The 13203-nt window shown below is 63.3% G+C and carries 15 protein-coding genes; 7 read left to right on the top strand and 8 right to left on the bottom strand.

The genetic code is table 11. From position 1 onward, the window contains the following. Window positions 1-4: 4 nt before the first annotated feature. The 4 genes from AC1DKN_RS06805 to AC1DKN_RS06790 form a co-directional block, all read right to left on the bottom strand. Window positions 5-436 carry a LexA family protein gene (locus AC1DKN_RS06805; RefSeq protein ID WP_230010920.1) on the bottom strand — a complete coding sequence of 144 codons (432 nt, stop codon included), beginning with the start codon at window positions 434-436 and terminating at the stop codon, window positions 5-7. Window positions 437-695: 259 nt separating this feature from the next. Then, window positions 696-1463, bottom strand: a complete 768-nt coding sequence (locus tag AC1DKN_RS06800) for an SCO1664 family protein (protein ID WP_476870830.1) — start codon at window positions 1461-1463, stop codon at window positions 696-698. Next, window positions 1463-2017 carry a DUF3090 domain-containing protein gene (locus tag AC1DKN_RS06795; RefSeq protein WP_476870829.1) on the bottom strand — a complete coding sequence of 185 codons (555 nt, stop codon included), beginning with the start codon at window positions 2015-2017 and terminating at the stop codon, window positions 1463-1465. Before AC1DKN_RS06795 ends, AC1DKN_RS06800 begins: the two co-directional genes overlap by 1 nt. 24 nt (window positions 2018-2041) lie before the next feature. Next, window positions 2042-2734 carry a histidine phosphatase family protein gene (locus tag AC1DKN_RS06790; protein ID WP_243177522.1) on the bottom strand — a complete coding sequence of 231 codons (693 nt, stop codon included), beginning with the start codon at window positions 2732-2734 and terminating at the stop codon, window positions 2042-2044. A 204-nt stretch (window positions 2735-2938) separates the two neighbouring features. Here AC1DKN_RS06790 and AC1DKN_RS06785 point away from each other — a divergent pair, with 204 nt between their 5' ends. Further along, complete coding sequence (locus tag AC1DKN_RS06785; protein WP_476870931.1) at window positions 2939-3043, top strand: dihydrofolate reductase family protein; 105 nt, start codon at window positions 2939-2941, stop codon at window positions 3041-3043. 86 nt (window positions 3044-3129) lie between these two features. Here the strand turns inward: AC1DKN_RS06785 and AC1DKN_RS06780 are convergent, their stop codons facing one another. The 3 genes from AC1DKN_RS06780 to AC1DKN_RS06770 all read right to left on the bottom strand — a co-directional run bounded on the left by AC1DKN_RS06780 (window position 3130) and on the right by AC1DKN_RS06770 (window position 6210). Beyond that, window positions 3130-3720, bottom strand: coding sequence for a dihydrofolate reductase family protein (locus tag AC1DKN_RS06780; protein ID WP_476870828.1), 591 nt, complete (start codon window positions 3718-3720; stop codon window positions 3130-3132). Between the two features lie 442 nt (window positions 3721-4162). After that, entirely contained in the window at window positions 4163-5128 is a 966-nt protein-coding gene (locus tag AC1DKN_RS06775) for an amidohydrolase family protein (protein WP_476870827.1), read from the bottom strand. Between the two features lie 638 nt (window positions 5129-5766). After that, window positions 5767-6210 carry a VOC family protein gene (locus tag AC1DKN_RS06770; protein ID WP_476858528.1) on the bottom strand — a complete coding sequence of 148 codons (444 nt, stop codon included), beginning with the start codon at window positions 6208-6210 and terminating at the stop codon, window positions 5767-5769. A 339-nt stretch (window positions 6211-6549) separates the two neighbouring features. Here AC1DKN_RS06770 and AC1DKN_RS06765 point away from each other — a divergent pair, with 339 nt between their 5' ends. Together AC1DKN_RS06765 and AC1DKN_RS06760 are read left to right on the top strand one after the other, a co-directional pair. Then, a complete protein-coding gene (locus AC1DKN_RS06765; protein ID WP_476870826.1) occupies window positions 6550-8484 on the top strand; it encodes a glycoside hydrolase family 15 protein in 1935 nt (644 codons plus the stop codon). Between the two features lie 146 nt (window positions 8485-8630). Then, window positions 8631-9068: a DUF5956 family protein gene (locus AC1DKN_RS06760; protein WP_476870825.1), complete on the top strand. Its 438-nt coding sequence runs from the start codon at window positions 8631-8633 to the stop codon at window positions 9066-9068. Between the two features lie 198 nt (window positions 9069-9266). Here AC1DKN_RS06760 and AC1DKN_RS06755 read toward each other — a convergent pair whose 3' ends face one another. Beyond that, on the bottom strand, window positions 9267-9836 hold the full coding sequence (locus AC1DKN_RS06755) for a hypothetical protein (protein WP_476870824.1): 570 nt from the start codon (window positions 9834-9836) through the stop codon (window positions 9267-9269). A gap of 329 nt (window positions 9837-10165) precedes the next feature. Between AC1DKN_RS06755 and AC1DKN_RS06750 the strand changes: the two genes are divergently transcribed. The 4 genes from AC1DKN_RS06750 (at window position 10166) to AC1DKN_RS06735 (ending at window position 13085) form a co-directional block, all read left to right on the top strand. Beyond that, a complete protein-coding gene (locus AC1DKN_RS06750) occupies window positions 10166-10624 on the top strand; it encodes a T6SS immunity protein Tdi1 domain-containing protein (protein ID WP_476870823.1) in 459 nt (152 codons plus the stop codon). A 261-nt stretch (window positions 10625-10885) separates the two neighbouring features. After that, complete coding sequence (locus tag AC1DKN_RS06745) at window positions 10886-11218, top strand: hypothetical protein (protein WP_476870822.1); 333 nt, start codon at window positions 10886-10888, stop codon at window positions 11216-11218. A 164-nt stretch (window positions 11219-11382) separates the two neighbouring features. Next, complete coding sequence (locus tag AC1DKN_RS06740) at window positions 11383-11508, top strand: hypothetical protein (protein ID WP_476870821.1); 126 nt, start codon at window positions 11383-11385, stop codon at window positions 11506-11508. A 479-nt stretch (window positions 11509-11987) separates the two neighbouring features. Continuing rightward, window positions 11988-13085, top strand: a complete 1098-nt coding sequence (locus AC1DKN_RS06735) for an ATP-binding protein (protein WP_459384726.1) — start codon at window positions 11988-11990, stop codon at window positions 13083-13085. Window positions 13086-13203 lie beyond the last annotated feature (118 nt).

Here is a 13203-nt window from a genome sequence, read left to right as displayed (position 1 = left end):
TGCCTCAAACATGGTGCAGGCAGCGGGTCGCGACGCCCCAGATGACCAGATCCGACACGGACGGAACGCGGATGTCCGGGTAGGACGGATTCTCCGCCTGCAGCACGACGCCGGCGGCCGTGATCCGCAGCCGCTTGATGGTCAATTCTCCGTCCAGGACGGCTATGACTACGGACCCGTCCTTGGGTTCCAGGGCCCGGTTGACGATCAGTTCATCCCCGTCGCTGATGCCGGCGCGTTCCATCGAGTCTCCGGAGACCCGCACGACGTACGTGCTGGTGATGTCCTTGATCAGATGCTCGTTCAGGTCAATCCGCCCATCAAAGTAGTCCTGCGCCGGCGATGGATACCCGGCCGCGACGGGGACCGGAGAGATCAGCACCGACAGCAACGACATGCCCGCGTCTATCACGCGGGGACCGACAACAACGCCCACAACACACCCTTATTCGAATATATGTTCGATACATTCAGTGTAGCCGGATGGGCCGACAAAAGTTGGACTCTGCCCATATCCCTCGGCTGCGTGGGCAGCGCGGTTTCTCCTCAACATCGCAACACCTGACTGAAGGGGTGCTGTATATGGGACGCTCGGCGCGTCGTCTGCGGAAGGTGGGGCCCGCGGGCTTGGTTGAGCGTAGGCGCTGTTATCGGCGTTTGGGCAGCCAAATTCTGACAGTTGAGCCGTGATTCCCTTAGAACAACGGCCAGGGCACCGCCGACATCTCACCGCTCGGAGCCGGAAACCGCCCGGCCAAGCGCAACCGTGCGCAGCGCGCGGCGAGCGATGCGATTTCTTCGGCGCTGAGCAAGTCCGCCAGGTTTCGGCCCAGCCCACCGCGCAGTCCTTCGCTGACACGATCGATGCCGTCGCGTTCCTCGGCGGTCAGAGCGTCTCCCAGCCATCCCCACAGCACCGTGCGCAGCTTGTGGTCACGGTGAAAGGTGAGCCCATGGTCCACGCCGTGCCGGTGTCCGTCCGTCATGGCAAGAATGTGGTCGCCTTTGCGGTCGGCGTTGTTGACGACCATGTCGAACACCGCCATGCGTCTGAGCGCCGGCGAGTCTTCGTGCACGAGGGCGACCATCCTTCCGTTCTCATCCCGTCCCTCGAGAACGTGTTTCCAGCCCGTCTCCGGAACCTGGTCCGTCGCGACCAGGTTCACGGCGCTTTGGGCGGGGTCTTGCTCCTGCCAGAGCTGCACCATTCCTTCGCCCATCGGACCATCGCGCAGCCAGGTGTGCGGCACGACGTCCCAGCCTAAGACCTGCGAGACCAGGTAGGCCGCCACCTCCCGGTGAGCCAGGGTGCCGTGGGGAAAATCCCACAGCGGACTTTCGCCTGCTATCGGCTTATAGACGACCACCATGTCGCCGATGCTGCCCAGAAATGTAGCGTTTGAAGCCGTCGTGATGCGGCCGGTGAGCGTCAGCTCGGCGGTCGCTAGGTCCGGCGCTGGCATCAGACCTCGGGAAGGGTGCAGATGTGCCCGTCGGCGTCTATGGGGTAACCGCAGAGCGAGCACGTCGGACGCCCGGCGCCCACGATCTCACGGGTGCGCTTGGCGAATGCGCGGGCGGTGCCAACCGGCATTCGCACCAGCAGCATCTCGGGCTCGTTAGCGCCGTCCTCATCAAGCGGTTCCTCGTTGTCATCAGCATCGACATCGGCGATGGGGTAGGCCTCTATTACGACCTGGGCCGTGGTTGGGTCCCAACCTAAGCTCATGGCGCCGGTGCGAAACTGCTCCTGAACGGCCTCGAGCTGGTCATTGTCGACAAGTTCAATGGGAGTGCTCGCGGGAACGCTGAAGGGGTTGCCCTCGACGGTGATGAGCTGGTCGAGAATTTCGTCGATCTTCTCCGCGAGCAGAGCCGACTGCTGCTTCTCCAGGGCAATACTCACGATCTGCGACCCTGCGCGCACCTGCAGGTAGAACGTGCGCGCCCCTGGAAGGCCAATGGTGCCGACGACGATTCGATCAGGCCAGGCAAACTCGTGAACACGTGTAGGCATGTCAGTATTTTAGGCACATGAGGTTCATGGCGCTTTCTGCCCTGCACCGCCGCCCACCGGCGCATCGCCAGAGTGGATGCCGTTCGACAGCCACGACAGGTCACCCGCGTCGGTGTTGGTCGCGTAGACGCTCGGCCGACTAGCGCCGTAGCGCACGATCGATACGGAGGCGGGGCCCACGTTAATACGCTGGAACAGGTCAAGGTGCATGCCGAGCGCGTCGGCGAGGATTGACTTGATGATGTCACCGTGACTCACCGCCACCCACACGGCCCCTGGCCCGTACTCGGCTTCGAAGGCTGCATCGTGGCGTCGAATCGCTGCCACCGACCGAGCCTGCATCGCGGCCATGGATTCACCGCCGGGAAAGACGACGGCGGACGGTTGCGACTGCACAACCGGCCACAAATCCTCGGTCGCGAGATCACTGAGCGTGCGGCCCTGCCACTGGCCGTAATCGCACTCGGTGAGATCGAGATCGACCGGCGCGTACGGCGTGCCAGCCTGGCGATCGAGGATGAGCTGGGCGGTCTGCTGACAACGCTCAAGAGGGCTCGACACCACCCCGACTACGGGCACGGCCGCGAGCCGGTCTCCGGTCAGAGCCGCCTGGTCGCGCCCGATCTGGTCCAGGCTGACGCCGACGGCCCGACCGGCCAGCAGTCCAGTGGCATTGGCTGTGGTGCGGCCGTGCCGCACGAGAATAACTGTCGCCATCCACCCAGCCTAACCACCCGATCGACGGCGGTGTGCACCGTACCGGGTCGCGCCTTATCAGTTCGTCTTTTCGCGGACCCTCACGCAGGCGGGCTGGAATACCACGGTGATTCACGACGTCGTTCCTGAACAGATCGCGAAACTGAAGGTGCGGCCCGGGGGGGCGAGATCGCCCGTGGCGGCGCCGATTTGGCCTCCACACTCATGCGGCATGGGGTGGTCGACGAGTTTCGAATTCTCGTCCATCCCGTGGTCCTGGGGCAGGGGAGGCCGCTGTTTGAGGCCCCCGGATGTCCGGATGAACCTTAGGCCCGAGGGCACGCGGACGTCGGGCAACGGCGTGGTCTTGCTCCGCTCCTCGGGGGACGGCTTCTAAGGGCATACCCTTTGGCCTGTCAGCGGATTACCCGATAGCGCACGTGGGTAACGAGGCGGGAACCGCTGACGTCCGTCGGCTCAAGCTTGAGGTCCGTCACGCCGTCCAGCAGCCGCTCACCCGCTCCCAGGACTATGGGCGCAATGTGGAGCCGCAGCTCGTCGATCAGCCCCGCCGAAAGGAATTGTCGGGCGGTCTGTGCTCCTCCGGCTATGGCCACGTCCTTGCCGCCAGCGGCCTTCCGCGCCTGGGCCAACGCCGATTCGATCCCATCGGCCACGAAGTTGAACGTTGTGCCGCCCTCCATCTCCAAGGGCTCACGGGGGTGATGGGTGAGAACGAACACAGGTGCGTGATAGGGCGGTTCCTCACCCCACCATCCCCGCCACTGCTCATCCCATGCCCCGGGACCGGCGTACATGTTCCGGCCCATGATGTAGGCGCCGGCGGCGAGGATGCCGTCGAGCTCGGCTGCGTTGGACTCGGCTTCTTCGAACATCCACCTGTGGAGGAGTTCTCCGCCCCGCCCCAGGGGTTCCGTCATGCTTTGGTTTGGGCCCGCAACGAATCCGTCGAGGGAAATAGTCAGATCGCATGTGACACTGCTCATGCGCCCATCATGCCAGCACTCGGCGGTTCGGGTCAGGCGGTGTGCCCAGTGGCTGTCATTGTCCTGCCGCCCATACGTGAGGAACACTGACGCCGGCGACTCGGCGAGCTCCAGCAGCGCTCGCCGTTGCGTATCAGCGACGGGCGTCTCTTACGCCGGAGGTGCGCGAAACCTTGTGAATGTCGCATGCTGGGGCGCTGGCTCCGACATCGTCAATTCATGCGGCCTCTCCGTCGATTCACTCCCGCTCGCTACGCCGATGGCCTTGAGTCCTGGACGTTCCTCGATCTCGCCGGCAACGGACAGCGGCATGCTGCGCCAGGCCGCTGGGGAGAGCGCCAGACGAGCACGGTCCCGCTGCGAAAAACGGCGTCGAGCCATAGAGACAGGAAGGTCTCCACCGAACCCCGCCTGCCAGGGAGCGCAACGCGCACAATATGAACTAAGTCTGCTCAGGCCTCAGCCGGGGAAAAAGCGCCTCGGCATTGCCGCGGTCTATCGCCGCGCGCACCGATGGGTCCAGCGGATAATTCTCATACTCCATATTCAGGAAATCGATCGCCGCAGAGGGTGCGAACGGGAAGTCAGTTCCGTATGTGATGGTGCCCGGGTCAGCTACCTCAAGCAGGCTGGGCAGGGCCGCCGGGCTGGCGGATAGGGCCACGTCGTAATAGAACCGCCGCAAGATGGACTGCTTCTTATCTCCCAGCGCCGCCAGTGCGCTGAGGGCCAGGCCCTTATCGTTGAGCATCGTCAGCAGGATCCTGTAGGCGATGTAAGGCACGAAGCCGCCCGCGTGGGCCAGGATGAACCTGATTCCCGAGAACTTTTCCATCGCACCGGACAGGATCAGGCTGATAGCGGTGCGGGTCGTGTCGAGCATGAAATCTGCGGCAAAGGCGGGTATGCCCGGCACCGCCGGACCGGGCAGTTCAGCGGGGTGGACGAACACTACGGCCCGCCGGTGGTGCAGGAACTCCAGCAGAGGCTCAAAGCCAGGATCGCCCAGATAGCGGCCGGCGTTGTTGGCCAGCAATACGACCCCGTCCGCGAGCAGGGTGTCCAGGGCGTACTGGGCCTCCGCCAGGGCGCCTTGCACGTCCGGCAGCGTGAGCGTCGCGAAGAACCCGAACCGCTCAGGCCGGGCCGCGACCACCTCTGCACAGTATTCGTTGATCTCCCGCGCCCGCCGACGTGCCTCCGCAGCGTCCCCGAAGTACACGCCGGGAGTGGACAGGGACAGGATGCCGGTCTGCACGTCGTGCCTGTCCATGAACTTCAACGCTGAGCGCTCGGACCACGACGGCAGGCCAATGCCGCCGGGGCGGATGCCCTTTTCAAGCATCCAGCGCGCATACCCGGGCGGAACGATGTGCTGATGAGTGTCAATGCGGTACGGCCGGCCCATCCGGATCCTTGTCCACGTCGTTTCGCCGATATGCGGGCCCTCAGCGGATGTGAACAATCTACTCGCAAATCCGACCGCTGAGCAGACCGCCGAACGGTGCCTGGGACTGAGCTAGACCGTCACTGGGTGCTCAGCGAACTCCTGTGTACCAAGGCCGCGGGCGCTGGGATCCGTTCTCTTAGCCGCCCTGCTGGTTGTCCGTGGTCAGCGCGCGTCCGGGGGCGCGGTGACAGGTGACGGCAGAGGCTAGAGCGCATAAATGAACGTGCCGGAGACGGACAGGTCCTGGTCGCGAAAGTAAGCGGCATAGCCGAGTTCCGCCGGATCGGCCACAATAGGCCGGCCTATCCGCTTGCCTCTACTGGCAGCAACGGCATGGTGGGGGAGAAGGGACACCGGAACAGATGCCGCCCAGCCCACGTGAAAGGAACAAGCGATATTGTTCCTTCGGAAAACCAATTAGAGGTCTGCCATCTCAAGACCTATTCGCTAGGCATCGAAGCGTCTGTGGGACAGCGCTGGGCAGCGACACTGGCTATACCAAAGGCGTAGCTATGGATCAGCCGTTGTGGGCCACCACGAGCCATCAAGGCCATGTGCCGCTGGCGTGTCGGAGCCCGGCCGATAGGGACGGCGAATCAGCCGATCCGCTCGGCCAGGGACACGATAATCCCCTCCGGGCCGCGCACATAGGCCATGCGCCAGAGGTGCTCGTACTGGCCGATGTCGCCGACCAGCCCGAAGCCGTCCGCGGCCAGACGGTCGACGACCGCCTGGAGGTCGTCGACCTCGAAGGCCACGTTGCGCAGCCCCAACTCATTGGCCATCGCCGCGGGCGATCCAGGCTGGTGGTCGGGCCGGACAAAGCTCGAAAGCTCCAGCCGGGTACCTCCGTCGGGCGGCCGCAGCATGACAATCTCCGTACGTGAGTCGGGGATGCCGATCACCGTGTCGAGGAACTCGCCCTCGACGAACATCGGCGCGCCCTCGACCTCGAGGCCCAGCCCGACGAAGAACGCCGTCACCTCTTTGAGATCGGCAACGGTGATACCAACATGATCGAAACGCCGTACCTGTGACATGAGATCAATCCTCCGTTGTTCATCTTGTCGATCCATCGGAATTGCTGAGCCGACGGGGATTCTTAGCACAATCATCGTCGAAATCCTTCAGCGCCCCGATTGAACAATCCCAAGGGTTGGCAGAGCGGGTCAACGTTGTCCCGGGTCGAGGAGGCCATCGACCATGTAGGGAATTCAGGTCCAGCGCCTCTTTGGCCGGCGGCCGTACGATATTTTCGCCGCCGCATCGCCGTCGTCCTCTGCGATGAAGCACTGACCGTTGATGAAGCACTGACCGTTGGGGAGGAAGCCGTCCAGGTAGCCGGGGTCCCGTTTCCACCCTGAGGGGAACATACTGGGGTGGTGAGCATCGACGCCCGGTCAGGGGCGGAGGGGAGGCGGCGGCCCGGGGCCGGCACGAGCCCGTATCCGCCGATCGCCGACTATGGGTTTTTGTCTGACTGTGAGGCCAACTGCTTGATTGCATCGAGCGGGCAGGTCGAGTGGATGTGCGTGCCGCGTCACGACTCACCGAGTGTGTTCTCCACTATCCTCGACCGCGCCGCGGGTGGCTTCAAGGTGGCGCCGTACGGCGTCCGTGAGCCCACTGCGCGCCGCTATCTCCCCGGCAGCTTGATCCTGGAGACCACGTGGCAGACCAGGACGGGCTGGCTGATCGTGAGGGATGCTCTGGTGATGGGTCCGTGGCACCACACCGACGAGAGGGCCGGCCGGTACCGCCGCCCGCCGACGAACTACGAGGCCGAGCATTGCCTGCTGCGCACCGTCCGGTGCGTCAACGGTGCGGTTGAGCTGTCCGTGCTGTGCGAGCCGGTCTTCGGCTACGGCCAGCGCCGGGCACGGTGGGAGTTCTCCAGCCCCGGATTCGGAGAGGCCGTGACCGTCAGCGGCAATGAGGGGGATCCGGTGCTGCATCTGACTACCGACCGCCGGCTGGGCATTGAGGACTCCATCGCGGTCATCCGCAGCCGGATGACCGAGGGCGAGCAGGCCTTTGTCGCGCTCTCCTGGGGGTCGCTGCCCCCGCCGCGGACCTGGGAAGAAGCCACGCGCAAGCAGTGGCAGACCACTGAGTTCTGGAGGCAATGGATCACCGGGGGCGAGTTCCCCGACCACCCGTGGAGGGAGCAGCTGCAGCGCAGCGCGCTGACGTTGAAGGGCCTCACCTACGCGCCGACTGGAGCTCTGGTCGCGGCGCCTACCACCTCGCTGCCCGAGACGCCCGGGGGAGAGCGGAACTGGGACTACCGGTACACATGGGTGCGCGATTCCACGTTCGCGCTCTGGGCCCTCTACACCCTCGGCCTGGACCGGGAAGCCGACGACTTCTTCGCTTTCATCCGCGACGTCGCCGCCGAGGACGACCTGCAGATCATGTACGGCATCGACGGCGAAAGGGACCTTCCCGAGGTTACTGTCGAGGGACTCGGCGGCTACGACGGCGCCCGCCCCGTCCGGATCGGCAACGCTGCCGCCCACCAGCGCCAGCTCGACGTCTGGGGCATGATGCTGGACTCCGTCTACCTCCACGCCAAATCCCGTGACCAGCTTCCCGAGCCGCTCTGGCCCGTCCTGCTCCGCCAGGTCGAGCAAGCCGCCGCCCACTGGCGGGACGCCGACCACGGCATCTGGGAGGTCCGTGGCGAACCGAAGCACTTCACATCCTCAAAGCTCATGTGCTGGGTCGCCCTGGATCGTGGTGCCCGGCTGGCGCGCCTGCACGGTCAGGCTGATTACGCCCGAAAGTGGGACGCCGTCGCCACGGAGATTCATGAGGACATCTGCCGCAATGGTGTCGACGACCGAGGCGTGTTCGTCCAGTCCTACGGCACAAGGAACCTCGATGCCTCGCTTCTCCTTGTTCCGCTCGTCCGATTCCTGCCCATCAACGATCCTCGCGTGCGCGCCACGGTCTTGACCATCGCCGATGAACTCACCCGGGACGGACTGGTCCTGCGCTACCGTCCCGAGCAGACCGACGACGGTCTCACCGGCGACGAAGGGACCTTCACGACCTGCTCGTTCTGGCTCGTCTCGGCCCTGGTCGAGATCGGAGAGGTGGTACGCGCCAAGGCACTGTGCGAACGTCTGCTGTCCCTTGCCAGTCCCTTGGGCCTCTACGCTGAGGAGCTGGATCCGGTGAGCGGCCGTCACCTCGGCAACTTCCCACAGGCATTCACCCATCTGGCCCTCATCAACGCGCTCGTGCACCTCATCCGCGCCGAAGAAACCAACCGCGCGGCGCAGTTCGCCCCGGCCCACCGCACGCCTTGATACGCACACGAAGGTCAGGTAAGGATTGCAACGACGGGCTCAAGCTTCCACGGGAAGCCGCCCTGACGCGGGTCCCGGAACCGGATGTTCTGCCCCGCCGCAGCCGTGCGGAGACGTGACCCATTCGGAGAGGCAAGGAGCAGCCCATGTGGAGTGACGTGCAGGAATCCGAGCCCTCAGCTTCCTGGCTGGACCTGCCCGAGAATGGCTGGGGGGCGCTCATCGGCTGGGCAGCCGGCCTGGACAACTTACGCCGCCGCCCGTCCTCGGACGCCGGCAGGACAATCACCGGTTACACCGAGCGCGGGGGTAAGCAACAACCCTTCGAGGAACCGTTCACAGCTGCCGACCGGCTGGGAATCGACGATGACATCGACCGGTACCTCCGGGATGCCGGCCTCCCGCCGCGGTCGAGGGGCTACGTCTGGATGATCCGTGTCCCGGAAGGGCACGCATCATCCGAGGCCTTCCTGGCTGAGGTGGACACCGCAATCATTCGAACCGCCGAAGGCACTGTCAATCCGAAGCAGCTGCGGCCGATCTTCGCGGCTAGTCTCCGCGATTTCTATGCGAAGGACATTTGATCAACCAATACGGAGACCTGAGAACGGGCGGTGGGGGAGCTGGGCTGACAGGACCTGGAGCGATCTAGGGGAGTCCGCTCGGTCGTGGCCCGGCAGTCCAATGGCAGCCGTGCAGGGAGCCTCCCGTGGATTCGGCGCCTATCCGGCAGCTCATTTGTCGCCGTCGGGGCCGGGCAAGGAAGCGGACTCAAACCGTGGTTACTCGGCTTTGAAGCTGAGCGTGTCTGTCCCGTTCGTCCAGGTCAAAGTGTCTTGTATATAGGTCATTGCAATGGGACGTTTCAGGAATTCATGAATCCATGCTTGATGGTCGCCGGCGGTACCGATGCAGCCGCTGGCGCCAGTGGCGATCTTCCCGAGGGTCATGATGTTTCCAGCAATTGTGACTGGGCCGCCAATGGGGGAGCAGTCCGTTTTCATGGCCAGCTGCAGGGTACCTTCGACGGAGCTCAGTCGCACCTTGATGGTCCCGGCGGCCGCCCAGGGTAGAGCCATACCGTTTGATGTTGCGGCGACGCTGCTGTAGGTCGAGCAAGGCGCGGTAGGCAGGAAAGCTGCACACGTTTCCTGCGGCGGGCCGGAGGTGGCCGGGACGGGGCTGTTACCCACGGAGCTGGTCAGGGCACCCGGTGATGTTGCTGCGATTCCGGAAGTGGTGGGCGTGGAGGCTGCTGATCCCGGCACCCCTGATGGGGTGGCTGCGCATGATGTCATGAGCAATGCCGCCAGAACCGAAATTCCTATTCGAAGGCGCCAGGCGCGATCCATTGTTCCCCCTTGAGAATGAACGCTGAACCCGAGCATAGGCTTCCAAACCTAGGTTGTCTTTGGCTTCTGCTGATGAATTTGACGGCCAAGATTCACGCCCATACCCCAGTCAAGGGACAAGAAATTGACATGGCGTTTCCCGAGGCGGCCCAGACGCCCGAAACGGAGGCTGACGGGGAGGCCATTTTCTTGCCATGAACCCTGGTTCGTCCTTACATACCGCCTACTGGCATCTCTGCGATCAAGTTCGGGCGTATTTGATATGGAATAGCGCCCAACTTCTGGGAATTTCGCACGTGGGCCGCGAGTGTCTCCGCTAATGTCACGTTATGCAACCTCTTCGTCGATTCCCGCCGGCTCTCTATGCCGAGGCTCTCGAGTCCTGGACGTTCCTCGATCTTGCCGACAAGCGTCCGCTTTTCACTTCGCCGTTCGGAGACGTGTTCTTGCAGACGGAGAGCGGATTCTGGTTCCTCGACGTCATTGCCGGTGAACTTACTCGGCTGTGGTCGAGCGAGGGTGACCTGATCGCGGTACTGAACTCTCGCGAGGGGCAAGCCGAGTACCTCATGGTCGGTTTGGCCGACCAGGCAGAGAACGCGGGCCTCCAACCGGGCGAGGCCGAAATCTACGGTTTTCGCATACCACCAGTTCTCGGAGGTCCAACCGAACTTAGCAACGTCGAGTTAGGCGATTTTGTCGTGACCCTGAACATTGCTGGCCAGATTCACGATCAGGTCCGAACTCTTCCCCCCGGAACACCGATCAGCGGAATATCCCTGGCCTAAAGGCGATGTACGAAGACGCATTGGCTGCGTGGTCCGAATGGTCGGGGGAGAGGGGGCTGCCTGATGCATCTGATGAGATGCAGACTACAAGCGGGAAAGTGACTTACCGGTCTGAGTCCAGTTCGTCGGAGTTGGGTGGCTAGATCAGTCGGATGTTAGCGGCGAGAGGTCATGGGAATCCCATGCGGGCTGTTTCATGCCTTCCCCTGCCTAGCAGCGACAGGTACGCTCACGGTGAGAAACACTGGGGGAAAATTCCGCATGGACGTTGAGGGCACCGGCAAGGCTAGGTCCAGCAAGGCGACGTGGCAGTCCGTCTACTCCATGCTCGGGCCCTTGAAAATCGCCAATCTCACGATGCTGGTAGCCATCATCTTGGCCGTCGTGTTCCAACCCAAAGCTAATGATCCGAGCACCTACTGGGCAGCAGCTATGGTGGCCTTCGTTATGCTTGTGGCCGGCTTTTTCCTGGTTCGGGGAGGGCTCCGGTTGAAGCGCGTCCGGACATCGGCCGCGGAGGACCGGCGGCGTATCGCGGCGGGTCTTCCCCTGGACCCAGAAGACCCCGAAGACCAAATAGGCAGGGGCAGATAAGCCGCCCCCGGGGGAGAATCATATTCGTCGAACTCTGCCCCCGGTTCCGCCGATCGATTGCCCCTACGTCCCGAGGCCAGGACCCGTTCAACTTCGAGGTCGGCCAGATCGAAGACGCCTTGCTGCTCTGCCCGGGTGAACGCCAGATTCAGGATCGAGCGCTCATGGGCGAAGAACCCGTCGGCATCATCGACGGTCCAGTTCTAGCTGCACGGTACCTCGAACCAGTTGACCTTTACACGCCCGGGCTGTTGCCCGGCGCGGCGCCGGACGGGCCCGGATGCCTGTAACGGCGAGGACTTCGGCGTCCCGTCAGGCGAAACCGGGGAGTGCGTATCACCGGGTCCTAATCTGCAGATTGTGCACTTGGATTGATTCAACTTGACATAATGTTGATTATCGGCACTTAAAGGAGGGTCGGAAAGTGGGGGTCATCTGGTTAGCCAGCGAAGGTGTCTGGGTCGTCCACAGTGGATAGGTCCGGCCGCGGATGAGCGCCCCGGCCAGTACCCAGACTGTGGACACATAGCGCTGGGCGAACCGAACGTCGTATCTGTCAGCTTGCCTGGCCGCAGCCTGTGTACGGCAGTCTCAGGTGGTCAGAACCGAGACTGCATAGGACGCATGGTCGACTTGTTTTTCGTACAGGGATGGCCTACATATTCGCCCTGCAGGAGCTCCTGAGACTTTGCGGGATGTGGCGCCTGATAGTGTGATATCAGTTTCACCACTTTCACCACTTTCACCTACTTTCACCCTGGAGGTCCCGGTGCGGAACCCGTTCAAGCCCACCGCAGGAGCCACACCGCCGGACTTGATTGGGCGGGCCGGGCTCTTGGATGAATTCGAGTACGGCCTGCAGCAAGGCTCGGGAGCACCCGGGCTTTTGACCATCATCACCGGATCCAGAGGCATCGGCAAGACAGTCATGCTGAGCGCCGCGGAACGGATCGCGGGAACTCACGGCTGGGCGGTAATCTCCCGAACAGCAAACCCCGGTTTCCTCGCCGGAATCGGCGACGACATGCTCCGGCTTGTCGAGGAACTCGGAGACGGGCCCCCAACACGGAAAATCACAGCATTCTCGGCGGCAGGGTTCGGACTAACAACGCAACTCCCCCAGGAACGGAGTGCCGACTGGCGACGGACCGGGAACGAACTTCTGCGGCTGTTGGACGCAAAAGGTACAGGACTCGTTATCACCATCGACGAGATACATGCGGTCGACCGCACAGAAATTTCCCAACTGGCCGCTGAAGTGCAGCATTTCATCCGCGACGGACTGCCCATCGGCCTCATCTTCGCCGGCCTGCCATCCGCCGTCTCCGACCTCCTAAATGAAGGAGTGGCGACCTTCCTGCGACGCGCCGACAGGATCAATCTCCACGAGGCAGCCATCGCCGAAGTCACCGCATCCTACAGCGAGCTCTTCAGTGAGGGAGGGATAGACGTCTCCCCCGGCCTCGTCAGTGAAGCCGCGGAGGCTACCGAGGGCTACCCCTTCCTTATTCAGCTTGTGGGCTACTACCTCTGGCTGGAGGCGGGGAAGGCCAACTGGAAACTGGATGAGAGCGGCGTGCACAGAGCCATCAGCGCCGCTCAAAGACGAAACACATTAGTAGTCGTCGAGTCAGCGCTTTCGGATATCTCGGACAAGGACCGCGAGTTCCTCGACGCCATGGCCCTTCAGGATGGATCATCGGCAGCGGGCCTGATCGGAAACATCATGACGGCCAAGCCCAACGTGGTGTCCAAGTACCGAAAGAGACTCATCGCCGCGGGCCTGATCGAGTCAGCCGGCTACGGCAGGGTGGACTTCGCAATCCCCGGACTCCGCCAATACCTCCGCGAAACAGCGTCGGCCTGATGCAGTGACGGAACGTCAGCGGAGCTCCTCGACCAGCCCGATGATGATTCCGGCGGGGCCGCGGAAGTAGCACAGCCTAGGGGGGGCCGGGAATTCTTGCCGTTGACGAACACCGTGC

The sequence above is a fragment of the Arthrobacter sp. 01N444 genome, from assembly GCF_056399305.1.
The sequence above is the reverse complement of the archived record's forward strand: the minus strand, read 5'-3'. Positions and strand labels throughout refer to the sequence as shown.